Source organism: Mesoflavibacter zeaxanthinifaciens DSM 18436, assembly GCF_000422365.1.
GTDB classification, from domain to species: Bacteria; Bacteroidota; Bacteroidia; order Flavobacteriales; family Flavobacteriaceae; genus Mesoflavibacter; species Mesoflavibacter zeaxanthinifaciens.
Window position 1 is genome coordinate 338,568 of record NZ_AULQ01000001.1, and the last position, 18,150, is coordinate 356,717.

General features: G+C 31.5%; 14 protein-coding genes. 11 read left to right on the plus strand and 3 right to left on the minus strand.

The features are described from left to right. The first annotated feature begins 21 nt into the window (after nucleotides 1-21). Nucleotides 22-1,713 (plus strand): energy-dependent translational throttle protein EttA, encoded by a 1,692-nt coding sequence (gene ettA / locus H574_RS0101650; RefSeq protein WP_027878876.1) that lies wholly within the window; start codon nucleotides 22-24, stop codon nucleotides 1,711-1,713. Between the two features lie 70 nt (nucleotides 1,714-1,783). On the opposite strand, the gene H574_RS0101655 is transcribed toward ettA, so the two are convergent. Next, on the minus strand, nucleotides 1,784-2,575 hold the full coding sequence (locus H574_RS0101655) for an MBL fold metallo-hydrolase (protein WP_027878877.1): 792 nt from the start codon (nucleotides 2,573-2,575) through the stop codon (nucleotides 1,784-1,786). 167 nt (nucleotides 2,576-2,742) lie between these two features. Between H574_RS0101655 and H574_RS0101660 the strand changes: the two genes are divergently transcribed. From H574_RS0101660 to H574_RS0101690, 7 genes are all read left to right on the plus strand, one after another. Then, nucleotides 2,743-4,089: a hypothetical protein gene (locus H574_RS0101660; RefSeq protein WP_027878878.1), complete on the plus strand. Its 1,347-nt coding sequence runs from the start codon at nucleotides 2,743-2,745 to the stop codon at nucleotides 4,087-4,089. Between the two features lie 203 nt (nucleotides 4,090-4,292). Further along, nucleotides 4,293-4,469 (plus strand): hypothetical protein, encoded by a 177-nt coding sequence (locus tag H574_RS14620; RefSeq protein WP_155912552.1) that lies wholly within the window; start codon nucleotides 4,293-4,295, stop codon nucleotides 4,467-4,469. Then, a complete protein-coding gene (locus H574_RS0101670; RefSeq protein WP_027878879.1) occupies nucleotides 4,470-4,649 on the plus strand; it encodes a hypothetical protein in 180 nt (59 codons plus the stop codon). It begins immediately after the preceding gene. A 32-nt stretch (nucleotides 4,650-4,681) separates the two neighbouring features. Then, nucleotides 4,682-5,746 (plus strand): hypothetical protein, encoded by a 1,065-nt coding sequence (locus H574_RS0101675; RefSeq protein ID WP_027878880.1) that lies wholly within the window; start codon nucleotides 4,682-4,684, stop codon nucleotides 5,744-5,746. Nucleotides 5,747-5,748: 2 nt separating this feature from the next. Then, nucleotides 5,749-7,707 (plus strand): AAA family ATPase, encoded by a 1,959-nt coding sequence (locus tag H574_RS0101680; protein WP_027878881.1) that lies wholly within the window; start codon nucleotides 5,749-5,751, stop codon nucleotides 7,705-7,707. 6 nt (nucleotides 7,708-7,713) lie between these two features. Next, on the plus strand, nucleotides 7,714-8,358 hold the full coding sequence (locus H574_RS0101685) for a hypothetical protein (RefSeq protein ID WP_027878882.1): 645 nt from the start codon (nucleotides 7,714-7,716) through the stop codon (nucleotides 8,356-8,358). A gap of 31 nt (nucleotides 8,359-8,389) precedes the next feature. Continuing rightward, nucleotides 8,390-9,625, plus strand: a complete 1,236-nt coding sequence (locus H574_RS0101690) for a DUF6638 family protein (protein WP_027878883.1) — start codon at nucleotides 8,390-8,392, stop codon at nucleotides 9,623-9,625. A gap of 49 nt (nucleotides 9,626-9,674) precedes the next feature. On the opposite strand, the gene H574_RS14325 is transcribed toward H574_RS0101690, so the two are convergent. After that, entirely contained in the window at nucleotides 9,675-12,473 is a 2,799-nt protein-coding gene (locus H574_RS14325) for a trypsin-like peptidase domain-containing protein (RefSeq protein ID WP_027878884.1), read from the minus strand. A gap of 158 nt (nucleotides 12,474-12,631) precedes the next feature. On the opposite strand from H574_RS14325, the gene H574_RS0101700 reads away from it, so the two are divergent. Continuing rightward, nucleotides 12,632-13,156: a hypothetical protein gene (locus tag H574_RS0101700; protein ID WP_027878885.1), complete on the plus strand. Its 525-nt coding sequence runs from the start codon at nucleotides 12,632-12,634 to the stop codon at nucleotides 13,154-13,156. Between the two features lie 37 nt (nucleotides 13,157-13,193). After that, a complete protein-coding gene (locus tag H574_RS0101705) occupies nucleotides 13,194-14,954 on the plus strand; it encodes a hypothetical protein (protein WP_027878886.1) in 1,761 nt (586 codons plus the stop codon). Here the strand turns inward: H574_RS0101705 and H574_RS0101710 are convergent. After that, nucleotides 14,951-16,426, minus strand: a complete 1,476-nt coding sequence (locus tag H574_RS0101710) for a helix-turn-helix domain-containing protein (RefSeq protein WP_027878887.1) — start codon at nucleotides 16,424-16,426, stop codon at nucleotides 14,951-14,953. The two genes, H574_RS0101705 and H574_RS0101710, sit on opposite strands and share 4 nt — an antisense overlap. Nucleotides 16,427-16,545: 119 nt before the next feature. On the opposite strand from H574_RS0101710, the gene aceB reads away from it, so the two are divergent. Beyond that, nucleotides 16,546-18,144, plus strand: a complete 1,599-nt coding sequence (gene aceB, locus H574_RS0101715; protein WP_027878888.1) for a malate synthase A — start codon at nucleotides 16,546-16,548, stop codon at nucleotides 18,142-18,144. Nucleotides 18,145-18,150 lie beyond the last annotated feature (6 nt).

An 18,150-nucleotide genomic window follows, 5' to 3' on the forward strand; every position in this document is an offset into this window, starting at 1 on the left:
ATAAAAAATAAGATATAAAATATGTCAGACGATAAAAAAGTAATATTCTCAATGTCTGGTGTTACCAAAACGTTTCAAAGCGCTAATACACCAGTACTTAAAAATATATATTTAAGCTTCTTTTACGGAGCAAAAATTGGTATTCTTGGACTTAACGGTTCGGGTAAATCTACCTTGTTAAAAATCATAGCAGGTGTAGATAAAAATTATCAAGGTGATGTTGTTTTTTCTCCAGGATATTCAGTTGGTTATTTAGAACAAGAACCACAATTAGACGAAGAAAAAACAGTGTTAGAAGTTGTTAAAGAAGGTGCTGCAGAAACAGTTGCAATTCTTGATGAATACAACAAAATTAATGATATGTTTGGTTTAGAAGAGGTTTATAGCAATCCAGAAAAAATGGAAAAGCTAATGAATCGCCAAGCCGAACTTCAAGATCAAATCGATGCTTCTAATGCTTGGGAATTAGACACTAAATTAGAAATCGCTATGGATGCACTACGTACTCCTGAAGGCGATAAAAAAATAGGTGTTTTATCTGGAGGAGAAAGACGTCGTGTAGCACTTTGTAGATTATTATTAAAAGAACCAGATGTGTTATTATTAGATGAGCCAACTAACCACTTAGATGCAGAGTCTGTACATTGGTTAGAGCATCACTTAGCACAATACAAAGGAACTGTAATTGCAGTAACGCACGACCGTTATTTCTTAGATAATATTGCTGGTTGGATTTTAGAATTAGATAGAGGTGAAGGTATCCCGTGGAAAGGAAATTATTCGTCTTGGTTAGATCAAAAATCTAAACGAATGGCTCAAGAAGGTAAAGCAGCTTCTAAGCGTCAAAAAACATTAGAACGAGAGTTAGAATGGGTTAGACAAGGTGCTAAAGGAAGACAAACAAAGCAAAAAGCACGTTTAAAGAATTACGACAAGTTAATGAGTCAAGATCAAAAACAATTAGACGAAAAACTTGAGATTTATATTCCTAACGGACCACGTTTAGGAACAAACGTTATTGAAGCTAGCGGAGTAAGTAAAGCTTACGGAGATAAATTATTATACGAAGACTTAAACTTTAATTTACCACAAGCAGGAATTGTTGGTGTTATTGGTCCTAACGGAGCTGGTAAAACAACAATTTTTAGAATGATTATGGGTGAAGAAACACCTGATAAGGGCGAATTTAAAGTTGGTGAAACAGCAAAGATTGCTTACGTAGACCAAAGTCATTCTAACATAGATCCTGAAAAAACAATATGGCAAAACTTTAGTGATGAGCAAGAATTGGTCATGATGGGAGGAAGAGAAGTTAATTCTCGTGCATACTTAAGCCGATTCAACTTTTCTGGTAGCGAGCAAAATAAAAAGGTCAAATTATTGTCTGGTGGAGAACGTAACAGACTTCATTTAGCAATGACGTTAAAAGAAGAAGGTAACGTATTACTTCTGGATGAGCCAACAAACGACCTTGATGTAAATACACTTCGTGCATTAGAAGAAGGTTTAGAAAACTTTGCAGGTTGTGCGGTTGTTATATCTCACGACAGATGGTTTTTAGACCGTATTTGTACGCATATTTTAGCTTTTGAAGGTGATAGCCAAGTTTACTTCTTCGAAGGTGGATTTAGTGATTATGAAGAAAATAAGAAAAAACGTCTTGGTGGCGATTTAATGCCAAAACGAATCAAGTACAAAAAACTAGTAAGATAATAACCGATTAAACTAAAAAATCCTCAAAAATAATTTTTGAGGATTTTTTATTTTGCTAACTGCTAACTGTTTACTGATTTGGATACCATTCCAAAAGCTCTACATTAATATCAGGATTACCTTCATTTACAATAGATTTAAATTTTTCTACATCGCTCAAACCTTCAGTACCTCTAAAGTGGTAAGGATAAACGGTTTTAGGTTTAAAATCTAATACAGCACTAGCTGCACTTTCAACTGGCATTGTGTAAGGTAAATTCATACAAACAAAAGCTTTATCAATGTTTTTAAGATTTCTCATTTCTGGGATATCTTCGGTATCACCAGAGATGTAAACACGTTCGTCTCCAAAGGTTAATACATAACCATTTCCTCTTCCTTTTTCATGAAATTTTAAAGCTTCTTCACGTAAATTATACATTGGTATAGCTTCAATATTTATGTCTTTAACAACTGCTGTTTGTCCGTTATTCAACACTTTAAACATTGGTTTAAAGTCTTCAGGAAATTTGTCTACTACAGCTTGAGGCGCTACTATTATTGTGCCATTAAGATTTAGTTCTTTTAAAGTATCAATACTTAAATGGTCGCCATGTATATCTGTAATTAAAATAATTGTAGGTTGTTTAAAATCAGCAAATGCTGCTTTGCCACCAGTAGGATCTACATAAATAGTTTCGTCATCATAATTCATTACCATGGTTGCGTGTGTGATTGGTGTAAAATCTAAGCTAGCTTTGGTTTCTTTTTGTTCAATTACTTCTGTTTTAACCATTTCAGAAGTCGTTTCTTGTTTCGTATTCTCTTTACAACTAGTCAATAAAACAGACATTGAAAGAGTAATAAATAGTAGTTTTTTCATTTTTTATGGTTTTCTTTTAAAGATAAGTATCAATCGATAGAAAAAATAATTTGTAACATTTTTATAACAAATAATACCAATATTATGAGCATTAAATATTTCTTCAACTAATATTTTTTAACGAAATTGCTTACAGAAAATTTGTCCAACCTTAAAACAAAGTATATATGTCTGATGATTTTGACTTATTAGAAACTAACTCTCAAGAAAAAAACGAAAAAGTTGACGTTAATTGGGGAAAAGCAATTGACACCATGAAGTCTAAACTAGCACAAGAAGACGATCCTGAAAGTCGTCAAAAAATTCTTAACGCGACCTTAGATGATGTTGTTCACATGGCAGAAAAAGACCGTACAACACTTTTAGATGCAATTAAAGACTTAACCGATTATCAAGATGAAGTTGGGATACTTTTCGAGCGTTTTTCGTCTTTAAATGAAGACGAGCAAAAAGTTATCGACGATGCACAAAAAGCTTTAGAACGTGCTAAAATCGAACTTGAAGACGCAGAAAACAAACCAGATACGTGGTGGAATAACCTTTGGGGAAGAAAAAGCAAAATCAAAAAAGCCGAAGATACTTTAAAAGAAGCCGAAAAAACACGTGCAGCTGCAGATAATAAAGCAAAAGCAATGTTCCAAGAGCGTATAGAAAGTGCAGATGTGCAAACCTTGTTAAGCGAGTTATCTTACAAATCTCAAGCTGCAATTACACGATTAAAAAATCGTGAGGTAGAAATTAAAGAAGTAGAAGATAAGTTACAAGACGCTATAGTAGAAGCATCTAAAAACCATACAAAAGCGTTAGAGAAAAAAGCCGAAACCGAAGCTAAACTAGAAGAGCAATACGCATTATTAAAACAAGCGCGTCAAGCTTTAGAAGAAGTAGCAGATAAACAATCTACAGAATACTCAGAAGCGTTAGCTAAAGTCACAAAACTAGAGCAAAAAGTAGAAGAATTAGAAGGTCTTAAAAACGCTTACACAACTTTAGCTGCATCAAAAGATAGCTTTGTTCACAAGCATAATTTAACGATTAAAGTTTTAACGTCTTTACGCAGTAATTTACAGACGCATCGTGCAAAATTAAAGTCAGATACAGACGAGCGTTTAAAGTATTACGATGGTTACGTTGTAGCGCTTAAAGCACGTACAGACCAAGAGTTTGCCTCTATTTTAGAGCATTTAGGAGTAAAAACAGACGAGCATATTGGAGAGACGTTAGCAGCAATGCACACAGCAAGTGCAAGAGCACGTCAAGAGATGATGGACAATATACCAGTACACGAAAAAGTAATGCAAGGTGTTTACAGTAGTTATGCAGAAGCGTTACAAGAAATCCGCGCAAAAGACGTAGATATTCAAAAGAATTTTGCCGAGCGTTATGGTATCGACATGAAAGAAATTTTTGAAGACTATTACAAAGCAGATGCTAATCAACCTACTGAAGATAATTCTGGAGGCGTTGGTAATGGTGCTCCAAAACAAGACACCGAAGACGATTTATTAGGTTAAAATTGTCACTTCGAGTGATTTTGAGGAACGAGAAATTGTATCGAGAAGATGGGCGTTACCTACTTTTGCTTTTTATGGCAAAAGTAGGTCAGGCTTTCGGTAGTCGCAATCAAAGATGTGCTCCAACAATACCTCAATCCTTAACGCATCACTTAGCCAAGTAAAAGTAAAACGCAAAAGTTAGTCAATATTTACAGTGTAAAATGGATAACTTCATTCAATTTATTAAAGACAACGGATTATCAATAATCATAGTCATTGTTGGTATTTTCATTATAAAAACAACAAGTTCAGACATTGGATTAATCATTGGTAGTGTTAATGTATTAGTCTTTGGCGGATTAACATTAAAGGCACTGATTCAATATTTAAAAAAATAAATGAAAAAACAGAGTTATATTTTTTTAGGCATTTTAAGCTTAACTTTTATTTCAATTGTATGTATTCATTTTAATAATGATCATAAAGAATGTTTTGATTTAAAAGAACAAAAGGTTTTACAAGACGGAACAGTAGTTAAAGTTGAAAAACATATTTGTAATGAAAAATATAACTTTTAAGATTTGCTATTAAAAAAGCTAACAGCAAAAACATGTCAATACATCATATTACAACACCATTAGATTCGGCTATTTTAGATAGTAAAGCACAATATGTGTTTTATCATAAAAAAGTAGATTTTGCTCTTAAAGAATTGATTGTTGCAGTACAGCAAAACAATTTGTGTACACAACAAGAGATTGTGTTTTTTAAGCAATATGCAGATTTGTTGTTGTATTCTATCGAGGCTATGCGTATTAAATACATGTACGACGAGGAAGATAACATGAAAGTTGATGTAACGGATTCTGGATTTCCTAATTATTTAGAGTTTAGATATCTTTATAATGATTTATCATTACGTCATAATTACATTAATAAATTAAAAGATGTATCACAATTACAGGAAGAGTTTTTAGACCAATTATTAAGGGTAAAAGAACCAGTCAGACGTGATAAATTATTTCAAGCAGCGTCAATAGTTTATTATACTTCTGTAGAGCAAAAATATATTTTCAACCGTTTTGTACAAGGTAAAATCATAAAAGCACCAGAAGGTAGTCAAGCAGAATATATGACCAGTTGGAGTTTTTATGACGTGTCCTTAAACAGACCATTTATTTGTTACATGTATTTTGATTACGATGGTAAAGATCCTTTAAAAGACAAAGAAGATATCTACGAGGTTTTAAACAAAGTAGCAGATCGCCAAATGGATTTAGATACTATGGCTTATGGTATAGATAGACGTTTAAAACGTGTATTGCCAAAACATATTAAGCGGTTAGATGTTGGTGCATTTCATAATGTATTTGCAAAAGACGAAAACGAATTAACACATACCATTTTAGAAGCAATAGCAAAAAAAGAAGTGCCTTTAGAAGCTTACGCGTTGTCTTTTAAAGTACATGAGGTTATGTCTGGAAGCACATTTCAAGAAGGCGGATTTTTTAATAAGCAAGTGTTGCAAAATTGGAGTCCAGTTATCAAAAAAAAATATGTCTTTGCGCCTCATAGAATCATACAGCTATTATACAACAAAAACCCTGAAATAATGAATAAACTGGCTAAACCGCCATTTCAAATTTCAGATTTAAAAATTGAAAAAATTAAATAAAAATGGAACACAATTCCACATTTCCTATAAAAAAATCAGAACTAGATGTGTTACGTGATGAAGCGTCATCTTACTTAAAAAGTGTAAGTTGGGAGCAAGGCGCGCGTGCAAAAAACAGAGATAAAGATGCTAAAGACGAGTCTATTTTATTGTATCTATCTCGTGCTAATAATGGTTCTTCAGTTTCTGTAACATCAGTTTCAAAAACCATTTTAGCTCTAAAAAAGCGTTTGTTGCCAGATAGTATTGCAATTCCAATTCATCTAAACCAGACGTTATATGCCGTTCAAGAAGGTATTACTTTAGGAACGTGGATAAAAGATAGCTATTATGATGCATCGGGTTTATCAAGTTTAAACGAGCGTAAATCAGCATTAGATAGTAGTGGAAAACGCGAATACGAAAGCAAAATGCAAACCGCAACAGCGTTTATGTTATTTGCAACGTCTTATTATATTCTTCATCAAATAAAACCTTATGCGTCAGACGATTTAAGTGTGATGAAACAGAAGTTTGCAGGTATTCCGGAAGTGTCTTTACTATCACCATTAAAAGGAATTTCGTGCACATTATTTTACTATGACAAATATTTAGCGCATCCAGATATAATCAAATCTGATAAAGATGTAGCCGATTTTACAGCGGTATTTTTTGAAGCTGTAATAGACGAAATTAATTTAAGACGAAGCAGTTTAGAATACACCGAAACGATTGTAGATAGAACATACAAGTTAGAAAACAGTGATTTTGCTATTTCTGGTTGGGAAAACACGTTTCAAGGTACTGCAAAAAGTGTAGAGTTTAATAAAATTAAATTCGAGCAAATTGTAGGTAACAGAGATGCTAAACACTTTGCACGTCGTTTAACAGAAAGAATGCTAAGCTACGATTTTGCAGCACAGAAAAATCCGTTTCAAGAATTAGGCGGATTCATGCCAGTCTTTATGGGTTACGGTATTCCTGGAACAGGAAAAAGTATGCTTATCGCTGCTATAGCAACACGTTTAAAAGAACATTGTGATAATTTAGATATTCCGTTTTTGTTTCATCCAATGCCAGATACTTTAATTAGTACATTTCAAGGTGGATCTGCCGAAAAAATGGTAGACTGGATGAAACCTTTACAAGATCCAACAAAATTAATTTTTGCACCAATTGATGATGCCGAAAATAACTTGCAAGAGCGTACAGCACAAGGTGTTTCGGCTGGTGTAAAAGAAGTTATTGGTGTCTTTTTACGTTATACAGAAGGTGCTTATGCAGTTAATTATGGGAATAGTTCTATTGGTTTGTTTACTAACTTACCAGAAATGTTGGATAAAGCCGTAATCTCTCGTGTACAAGGACGTTTTAAAATTGACGGAGCACGTACAGAACACGATTTTTTAGATCAAGATCATTTATGGTGGCGTAAGTTTGAAAAGACAATGCCAGACTTTGTAAACATGCAAAATCCTACAAATTATACTTATTTACAAGATCAAGGTTTGGCGAAAAATATGGGTGAAATTTTAAACGTATCTAACAAACCAACAGAACAACGTGTTTTAGAAGCTTATGATATTGCCGAAAAGCAACATAAAACAACAGATCATTTGTTTTATGCTACGCTGTATAAAGAAATACAGAAGATATTTCCGTTTTTCTCTTCTAGAGATGTTAGGAATATACAAAGCGCAATTTCATTACGTTTAACCGATTTTGATTTAGAAGAAAGCTGGTTTGAAAATCCAGAGATTTATTTCAAAAAAGATTACGATACCAAGTTTGCGATGCTTCAAGAATTAATGAAAGCTAACATGAAAGGTTTAGATTTTTCTGAAATTAGACGACAAGAAGTTGTACGTTATTTAGATAATGTTGCAACCATTGCAGATACCGATTTTAAGCGTCAAGTAGAAGGTAGAGTTAATCAATTAAATATTGAAATGGAAGCTAGAAAGCAGTTTGATAAATCTTAATTAATCATGGAAACAGCTAACATTGAAACTACAGAACAGAATGTAACTAAATATAGTATTCAAGACTATATGTCTATTGGATATTTATTTTTATTAGTTTTAGGTGTAGCCAATCAAGCTATATTTTATGGGTTGTTAGGTGTAAATATTTTTGAATACACATCGGTTTTAGATGTGTTATTAAGTCCGTTAGCTGTGATAAGTTCTCATTGGCTTATGCCTGTTGTATTAGCAGTACTTATACCATTAATGATTGGATACTTTAAACTTTTACAATGGTATTATGCAAAGCTTTCAAAAAAGGAAAAATACCAATCAGGAAAAAAGAAAGAGAAACTAGATAAGGTACTTAAAAGTTTAAATAAAAAGTATGCTGTAATTCCTTTTATTTTATTGATGCTAATTTGTATGTTTTTAGGTTTTGGATTAGGCGGTGGATATAAAAGTAAAGAAAGGCTAGAAACACAAGATTACAAATACACACATCAAATTGTTTATGAAGATGGAGAAGTTAAAGATGTGAAAATTTTAGGAAAAAATAGCTTGTATGTTTTTTATGCCACAAAGGATAATAATGAAGTTCAGATTTCACCAGTAGAAGGAAATATAAAAAACATTATAAAGTTAACTTCAAAAGACACAAAAGAATAATTTGAAAAATTTTATTCAGATTTAGATCAAAATGCAAAAACTAAAACAAGCCAATTTATATAGAAGTGAATTAATTCCCGTTAGCGGAAAGTTAGTGGAGCGTTATAATAAATGCTTAGTTAAGCTTGGTTTTACGCCAACAAAATTAACTTCATTTTTTATTGATGGCGTTGGTTACAGTCCAGAAATAGCAGAAGAAAAAGGCTCGACGATGTACTTAAATAATGGTGAAGCAAATCCGCATGCCATTATCATTTCGCCTTTACAAAAGGGTAAACCTGTATATTCTCCATTTCATAGTTTTGATAAAGAAATGATGCAGCAAGTATTTAGAATTCATGGTGATAAAATAAATGATATTACTCGCGATAGTGCCATTTGCCTAGATTTTGATCAAAATATAGATGCGTTTTATGAGCCATTAGATGTTTTAAAATATGATAAAGTAAGTATCAACTTTCATCTAATAGATAATTTAAATAAAGCTCAAAAAGAACAAGAGCGACTTATTGAAATTTTTAAAAAAGGCAATAATTTTATAGATGAAAGTATTCATGAGCAATTGTTAGAATCTGCTAAAACATATGGAGACTTACGTCATAGAGATTTAACTTTACACAGTCTTCAGCATCAGTCAGAATCTTTTTACACCAAAGCTTTTGGTGGTGTTTATGTACTAAGAGATTTTATATCTCCAATCGTGGTTTTTGAAGATTTAAAATGGTATAAAGAAGCTATAAAAGATACCATACACGATGTGTTGATTTATCATATTAATCAACCAGAGTTAATGGAAAAATTGCGAGATCATATTATTGTAGAATATGATTTAGAAGCTGCGTTAAATACAGATCGATACCAACGTATTAAAAAAATGGAATTTGCAATGTCTTTAAAAGAGACACAACATCCAATACAGCAAATACTTAATGATAATGTGTTATTTAAAAGTTATTTAAATAAATTGGATATTGATACAAGAAAAAAGATTATGGGTGTAGAAATATACCTTGAAAAATTAGAAGTTAGTAATCAATACAAAATACACGATTTGGTAGATATAGGTATTTTTAATGCATTACATACACCACACTCTTCATTACATGTTTCTCAACAAGATTTAATATGGAAGTTATTAATCAATATTTCATCAAGAGATGTTTTATTTTTGTTTTGGTATGATAAAGATGAATTTTACAAACAATACGCTACTTGGGATGAATCTTTTCAAGATTGGGTTGTAGAAACTATATTAAAAAATATATAAAAAAACAGGTCGTTTAGACCTGTTTTTTTGTTTCATTAAGATTATTAATCTATTTTTTTATAAACTTTTCTAAAGATTTTAAACCGTTAGAGTTAATCTCTAAAAAGTACATTCCTTGTGATAAATTAGTAATATTTATTTGATAATTAAGCGTATTATTTTCAAGAGATATTGTACTTATTAATCTTCCATTTATATCGTAAATGGTTAATTTTTCAATATTTGTGTTAGACGAAATATTTAAAATGTTTAACGCAGGATTTGGATAAACTTTATAGTTTTTAATCTCAAACTCTTCATTAGATAGAGCAGCTGCAGGAGCAAAGCTATATATTCCATCAATACCTGTAAAGTCTCCGGTTAAGGTTACTCCGCCATTATAACTACCAATAGTAGCCATAACGTTTTCAACAGTGCCAGAAGTACTTTCTCTATTAATAACTAAGTCGTTTCTTGTATAGGTGCCAGCAACAGCAGTTTCCCAACCAGCAACTTCAGCTTCGGTAAAATAAAAAGTAATAGTATTATTTCCTGATTGAGTCGCTTGTGTAGCAGTAACTTCAAATTGCTTATCCATTGCTAATAATGGAGCTGTACTACCATTAATTGGTTGTCCGGCAGTTCCATCTCTATAAACACTTACATTTACACAGTCGTAATTAAAATTATCATTGTTTTCTAAACTAGCAATAATGTTACCATTACTAGAGTCGTAAGCATAAACTAATCCAGAACTAGCTAAAGGTACAATTGCATTTGTTGTTCCGTTATTAACACTAGTTTGTATGTTTGCATTACCTTGGCTAGTTACAGTAAAATTATCAATAGCTAAACCATAAGCCCAATTTCCTAAATCATTATATAAGAAAGAAATTAATACGTTAGATTGTCCAGCATAAGCAGAAAGGTCTACATCTACATTGGTCCATTCTGAATAAGAAATAAGTTCTGGTCCTACATTTTGCCAAGTTAAACCATTATCTGTAGATGCTTGTATAAAACTATCTGAAGCATATTGATCATTACTATCTGTATAAATAATATCAAAATTTAAATTAGCTGTACTGTAAGTAGAAAAATCAAATGGAGTAGTGTACATTAAGCGTTCTTGATTCATGTTACAATTACAAGCATCATCATTAACATAAGCAAAGTTAGTTGAGTTACCAACTGTACTCCAAGAGCTAGATGAAGATGATGCTGCATCTCCTATTGAGAAAGTAGGAAAACCATTTCCTGTAACAGTCCAATTTGTTAATCCAGATTCAAAATCATCCGAAGCTAAAGTTACATTACTACCTATTGAAGGAGCATAATCATCGTCAGTTATAGTAAAAGTTTTTGTATCTATAGTACCTAATTGAGCGTCACCACCATTTGCATTTAAAGATAGGTTTAAAGAAAAGGTTTCATCACCTTCAATAAAAGCATCATTATATACTCTAACAGTAAAAGTTTGATCTGTATCATCTCCTGCTAAAAATGTTATAGGATTAGGTGTTATAACTTCAAAATCTTCAAGGTTTGTAGCCGTTTCATTAATGATATTAACCGTAACATCTGCATTGTTAGATGCAGGCATAGCAATTCTTAAATTAAAATCTATATCTTGATAATCGCAACCAGTAGCTTCATTTACAGTAGAAGTAGCACTAGAAAAAGTTACGTAAGGTGCTTCAGGGTTAGGGTCATCAACTCCACAGTTAGGCATATTAGCACCTATTGCAGCAATTAAATTATCGCTTCTTCCGTAAGAACCATTTGGGCAACCACCAGTATTATGGATTGCAACTACTAAATGATCAGAATAGCGTATTACTGGAGACCCAGAACTACCACCTTCTGTATCACATTGGTATTCTACACGATTAGGAAAATCTCCTTGGTTTGTAATCATAGCAAATCCGTTTGCATCGCCACCAACATCTGTATTTACAGCAATTTCTTTTCTTCTTCCTGCTGGATGTTGAGGTATATAAATTCTTTCTCCTACAGGTGCTATTGTAGATGATAAGCTTAAGTATCCATAAGTAGAAGTTGGGTTAACTGGTAGCATAACAAGCGTAAAGTCTAAGTTTGCGTCTGTTTGAATAAAAGTAGAAGATGTAGCTACTAGGTCTTGTAAAGCAAAAGTTGTTTCGGCACAATCAGCATATTTATAATTAAATAAAAATTCTGTATTTAATGCGTCAGTTGAGTTTTCGATACAATGGTTATTGGTCATTAAGTTTCCGTCACAACCTAATAACCAACCTGTACATAATCCACTACCACCAATAAGTAGTCTACATACAGCTTCAGATTTTCTACCCATTTCTGTACCATCGTAGCAAACAATAGCTTCTTTATCATCAAAACTACATACAGTTTCTGTGTCTTGAGGTGTCAAAATTTCAAAAGCACTACTTATTTTATCAACACTATACCCATAGGCTACAGTATCAATATCAAATCCGTAATGGTTATTATTTCCGTTTTGACTGTATAATTCAACAATTATATGATCGCTCCATATAGTTGTAGACCAAAAAGTATCAATCATTTGGTCTTCATTACCAATTAATTTACCTTGGTTATAATAGAAAAACTCTTCAGAAGTTTTTGGGCTATATACCTTTACATAATCTCCAGAGTTTAAATCAAAATTCTTAAAATGTACTTTTACATAGCCAGAACCAGTAGATCTAAATTCTTTTTGAAAAACTATACCTGTTTGATTATTAGAGTAATATGGGTTTGAGGATATGTCTACACTATATTCATCCCCAATTTTTAAACGACCACTATTGTCTTGAGCAATTATTATATTAAAACAAAAAAGAAATAAAAAGAGAAGTTTTAGTTTCATTAGTTAATTAGTTAAGGGTTACAAAGTTGTAAATATATACGAAAAAAATTAATTATGGTTTATATAATTAATTAACTAATTAAAAGAATATATCTCAAAAAAAATACTTGTTTACCTGTAACTATTGCTATAAATTTACTACAAATAAATAAAAAGGAATGACACTAGAACTTATCATATTTGTAGCCTCAATTTTATTCGGAATTTTATTGTATTGGAGAGAATCTAAAAGCAATAAAGTCTATCGGTTTTTTAATAAACTAATGTATTCTAAAGAGTTACAAATGAAATCTGATAGTAAAAAAGGATTCATTTTTCAACAAAATTTTCTGCTTAGGTTAGTTTATATAACAGTTTTGTTTTTAGTAACAATAGTAGTTGTTCAATTTATTTTACCAATTTCAGTTTCATTAGTACAATGGTTTGTGTCTGCAATTGTAGGTACATTAATTGGTACGTATCTAGCTAATTTTATACTTAAATCTAGCGATGTTATTGGTGAAAAAAGTGAATCTTTTGAAGACGTTTTAAACGAAAGTATAAACAAAGGAAAAGAGTTTATAGACGACTTAAAAACCAAAGACACTAAAGTTGTAGAAGAAGCTAAAAAAGAAATAAAAGAAGAGCCTAAAAAAGAAGAAAAAAGTGCACGCCAACGTCTTAAAGACAAAGGATTAATGTAGTAGCTTTAAGCTTTTTTTAAATTAGAATACAATATTTATGATAAAAAATTACTGGAATAAAGGCAGAAAACAAAAAACAATAGTCATAATAATAAGCTTGGTAGTAGTAGGTCTTTTATTCTTTTTAAGAGACGATTATCAACCTGCATTATTGTTTTTTAGAAAATATATCTTCATAATAATATTAAGTGCAATTGTTTTATTTTTTGGGTTAAAAAAATTCCGAAACTCACCATCAACAGGAACACGTTTAGGTATTCTAGGTATTTTGGTAGCTTTTTTTGGATTGCTTTACGTGTTAGGTTGGCACTTAAAACTTTATGATTATATGAAAACATATAATGTTTTTAATAATTTAAATAGAGTTGAAATTAACGAATTACCTCTTACACAAAACGAACGTATACAACCATTACGTAACATTTTTTCTATGGCTAACGAAAGTGTTGGCGAAACCAAAGATGTTTCCTTACCGCATTTAGTTAGAGTAGATGGCGAAAATAAATGGACTATGGCAATTCAGCCAACCGAAAAGTACGTATGGCAAGGAATAAGTGATAATACAGAAGAAGTGTTTGCAGTACCAAGCACAACTCCATTTCCTCGTTTTTCTAATGAAAACCGAATTCCAGTAACATTCTCAATAGGAGAATCTTTAAAATTTAGTCGAAACACATACAACGCAGTAGTACAACGCTTTAATCCTTGGATGTTATTCAATTACGAGCCAAGCGACACCTATTATATGAAAAATGATAAAGGTGATTGGGTTGAAGTTGTTAGTTTAATTAAATGGAAAGGTTTTTTCTTTCCGTATCCAACCTTTGGTGGTGTTATGATTATTGAAAATGGAGAACATGATTTTAATGATTATTTAGAACGAATGGTTATTGGTAAAGGCACATTTATAGCTCCAGACCAAATGAAAAACTATCCATTTTTAACACGTCAAAATACCTTGGCAGAAAAAGTATCACGTTTACAAGCAGAATCTTTAAAGTTTCTTGGCGGATTTAGTGATCCATTACCATGGAATATGGAAACTGCTGTAAAAATTCCTGTTTTACCAGACGATCAAAACCAGCAACCTTTTGTTACCGATTTTGATTTTTCAGAAGCTAATAAAGATGCATATAGTGGTTTATATCATTGGTTTGGTTTAGAACCAGTAGGCGATGAGCGTACCAGTTTAACTTACAGTGTTTTTGTGCCTGCAGATGGCACAGAAAAGCTATTTTACTACGATCATGCTAGTAAAAAACAAGGTTATGCAGGTGTTTCTGCTATGCCTTTAAAAGTGATAGAATCTAGAAAAGAATACGATTGGTCTGTTAATAAACCAGTAGAGTTTAGACCATATATAAAAGAAATAGCTGGTAAAAAACGTATGTTTTTTCTAGGTACTATTTCTTCAATTAAAAAGGATAATGCGCAGTTTGATGGTTCTGCAACACCAGATTTAGCATTAATTGATAGCGAATATCGTGATGTAGTTTGGATTGATGCAAAACATCCTAGTCAATGGAATAAAATAGTTTATGATCAGTTAAATGAAGCTTGGCGTGCTAGTGAAGGTATTGGTAACTTTTTTCAAGAAGATAATACTATGTTAGATGCTATAAGTGGAATGGAAGACAAAGTAATTGAAATAGATTCCACATTAACTAATTCTACAAACAAAGACTTGACCGTTGAAGAATTAAAAGCACAAATTGATTCAATAAAAAATGCCAGAAAACAAAGTGAAGTAGAACGTTTACAACGCGAATTAGACTCATTAAAAGCTTTAGAAAACTAACTAAATTGTTTAAAAATATCGTTTACAACGGTTTCAATTTTTAGGTTTTTTTGTTCTTTTTCTAAGATTTTAGCTGGTACCATTCGCTCTTTACAATCTTTGATCGCACAACGCTCGCAAGTAACACCAACATTAAAGGTTTCAATTTTTTTGTCCTCTAAAAAGTTAAGCTTTCTTTTTAATTGTTGGTTAATTAATAATCCTATACTAACGCTTCTATATTGATCGGTTTTAAACGGATCTTTTGTTGCAGAAGACAATACTAAATATGATTGGTTACTATCTGGATAATTAGAGATTTGTAAATTAAACACATGTTTATCGTTTGTATTTACAATGTCTTTTAACACCTTTAAAGACATCCAACGTCTGCAATAATGCTCGTTTGTTTCGTTAGCATGAGGCGAATGTTGATGTGATAAATGCAGCTCTTTGGTTAAGTAAAAGTTTGGACTATTTTTTTTATGAATAAAACGTAAGAAAAATAAATTCTGAATATTAAAATCTTTAGGTAATATATTGGTTAAACGCTGATAAAAAGATTCTGGAGAAGCGTTAAACGATTGTGCAATTTGCACAAATTGCTTTTCGTCAAAGGTTTTTTTCTTAAATAGTTTTTCGACTTGATTAGTAAGTAATTCCTGCGGTAAAATTAACGAACCAGCAAAATAAGACGCGTAAAAATTATTTAATACTTGATCAAAATTCTCGAATTTAATCCAGGAAAATGTATATAATCGTTCTTTATAATTCAAATAATTATACGCAATTTCTTTAGCATAAATAAACGTACGTTGGGCTTCATCTATATGATTAGCCACTAACAACGTTTTTGTTTTAGGTATAAAAATAGATCTTAAATTATCTAATTCTTTATAATTTTCTAATTCTTTATTATTAATAGTGTAGCCATATTCTTCAACTAAAATTTCTTCTAATTCTAAAGATGAAATATTAGCTTTTAAATCTAATTGATAAGCTTCTGCAAACTTAATTACGCTTTGCTCTAAAGCTTCAAAATAGTTATTATTTGCTTCTTGAAAAGAACGTACAGACGCCAAATAAAAACTTTCTTTACTAAAGCTGTAATGTTGTGCTATTTCTATAATAGTACTGATAAAAGCATTGACTTTATCTGGTGCATTTGCAACAATATCTATCAAGTCGCTTTCTTTTATACCAAATAATTCTAACGGAATTTCCTTTAAAATCTTTGACTTTAAGATATCACCAATTGGCGCTAAATTTTTATCCAATTTTAAGGATACAAATTGATCGTAAGGCACATCTAATTTTTCAGATAATATTGCAATCTTATCAGGTTTAGGATATTTTTTTCCTTTTTCAATTTCGTTTAAATACGATTTTGACAACCCAGATAATTTAGATAATCCAAATAGGGATAAATTCCTGTCAGATCTTATCTGCTTTAGCTTTAAGCCAAAAATTAACTTAATATAATCTTCTTCCATAATAGCAAATATAATCAATTTTGCGAATATTATTTTTTAGCGAAAAAATAAAAACAGCGAACGTTCGCTTGTTTTTTTAAAAAGTTTGTTTTAATATTGCTTTATAAATACAAAACGTCATGGAATACAGCACATTAAAATTACCAACAGTACAATTTTCTAAAGCGGTAAAACAGTATTACCCAGAAATTTTAACCGATGAAGCTTTAGAGTTTCTTTCTGCTTTACACGAAAAGTTTAATTCTAATAGATTACAATTATTGTCCAGACGTGTAGAACAACAAAAGGTGTTTGACCAAGGTAAATTTCCAGAATTTCCTAGAGAGACTAAAGCCATAAGAGAAGGTGATTGGACAGCAAATGCAATTCCGGAAGATTTACAAGATAGACGCGTAGAAATTACTGGTCCAGTAGATAGAAAGATGATTATTAATGCATTAAACTCTGGCGCAAAAACCTTTATGGCAGATTTAGAAGATAGTAACGCGCCAAGTTGGAAAAACTCAATCGAAGGTCAGCAAAATTTATTAGATGCTAATAATAAGACTATTATTTTACACGATAGTAAACGTAATAAAACTTATAAATTAAACGATAAAACAGCAGTATTACTAGTGCGTCCAAGAGGATTGCATTTGAACGAAAGACATCTTTTATTTAATGATCAAGAAGCGTCTGGAAGTTTAGTAGATTTTGGTTTGTATGTGTTTCATAACACCAAAACAATGCTAGAACAAGGTACTGCGCCTTATTTTTATCTGCCAAAATTAGAACATTATTTAGAAGCACGTTGGTGGAATGAGGTATTTACCTTTGCCGAAAACTATTTAAATGTTCCTGTTGGCACATTTAAAGCAACGGTTTTAGTCGAAACTATTACGGCTAGTTTTCAATTAGATGAAATTATTTACGAATTAAAAGATCATATTGTCGGACTTAATTGCGGACGTTGGGATTACATTTTTTCTTACATCAAAAAGTTTAGAAATCATCCAAATTTTGTTGTACCAAATCGCGATCAAGTAACAATGACGTCGCCATTTATGGACGCCTATTCAAAATTAGTAATCCAAAGATGTCATAAAAGAGGTATTTTAGCAATTGGCGGAATGGCGGCACAAATTCCTATAAAAAATAACGAAACAGCTAATAAAGCAGCGTTAGAAAAAGTAAGAAAAGACAAAGAACGCGAAGTAAAAAATGGTCACGATGGGACTTGGGTAGCGCATCCAGCATTGGTAGAGGTAGCAATGAATGAATTTGATAAACACATGAAAACGCCAAATCAACTTCATGTTACAAGAGATGATATTACTATAACAGAAGAAGATTTAGTAGAAATCCCAAATGGAACTGTTACCGAAGCAGGAATAAGAAAAAACATAAACGTCGGCATTCTTTATATCGAAGCATGGCTACGTGGTTTTGGCGCAGTTGCGCTATATAATTTAATGGAAGATGCAGCTACAGCAGAAATCTCTAGAACTCAAATTTGGCAATGGTTAAAAAATGAAGTAACTCTTGAAGATGGACGTGTATTTAATAACCAATTATTTACTGATATTTTTGATGATGAAGTTGAAAAATTGATCACAGAAATAGGAGACGATGCTATTAAAAATACAAAATTTGAATTAGCGATTTCGTTATTTAAATCTTTGGTAACTGCTACCGAATTTGAAGAGTTTTTAACATTACCAGCTTATAAATACTTATAAAAAAAT

Bases quoted from the DNA above. Each gene is read 5' to 3' on its own strand.
- aceB (WP_027878888.1), top strand. From the start codon at position 16,546: ATGGAATACAGCACATTAAAATTACCAACAGTACAATTTTCTAAAGCG.
- H574_RS0101670 (WP_027878879.1), top strand. From the start codon at position 4,470: ATGAAAAAACAGAGTTATATTTTTTTAGGCATTTTAAGCTTAACTTTT.
- H574_RS0101705 (WP_027878886.1), top strand. From the start codon at position 13,194: ATGATAAAAAATTACTGGAATAAAGGCAGAAAACAAAAAACAATAGTC.
- H574_RS0101660 (WP_027878878.1), top strand. From the start codon at position 2,743: ATGTCTGATGATTTTGACTTATTAGAAACTAACTCTCAAGAAAAAAAC.
- ettA (WP_027878876.1), top strand. From the start codon at position 22: ATGTCAGACGATAAAAAAGTAATATTCTCAATGTCTGGTGTTACCAAA.
- H574_RS0101700 (WP_027878885.1), top strand. From the start codon at position 12,632: ATGACACTAGAACTTATCATATTTGTAGCCTCAATTTTATTCGGAATT.
- H574_RS14620 (WP_155912552.1), top strand. From the start codon at position 4,293: ATGGATAACTTCATTCAATTTATTAAAGACAACGGATTATCAATAATC.
- H574_RS0101680 (WP_027878881.1), top strand. From the start codon at position 5,749: ATGGAACACAATTCCACATTTCCTATAAAAAAATCAGAACTAGATGTG.
- H574_RS14325 (WP_027878884.1), bottom strand. From the start codon at position 12,473: ATGAAACTAAAACTTCTCTTTTTATTTCTTTTTTGTTTTAATATAATA.
- H574_RS0101710 (WP_027878887.1), bottom strand. From the start codon at position 16,426: ATGGAAGAAGATTATATTAAGTTAATTTTTGGCTTAAAGCTAAAGCAG.
- H574_RS0101685 (WP_027878882.1), top strand. From the start codon at position 7,714: ATGGAAACAGCTAACATTGAAACTACAGAACAGAATGTAACTAAATAT.
- H574_RS0101690 (WP_027878883.1), top strand. From the start codon at position 8,390: ATGCAAAAACTAAAACAAGCCAATTTATATAGAAGTGAATTAATTCCC.
- H574_RS0101655 (WP_027878877.1), bottom strand. From the start codon at position 2,575: ATGAAAAAACTACTATTTATTACTCTTTCAATGTCTGTTTTATTGACT.
- H574_RS0101675 (WP_027878880.1), top strand. From the start codon at position 4,682: ATGTCAATACATCATATTACAACACCATTAGATTCGGCTATTTTAGAT.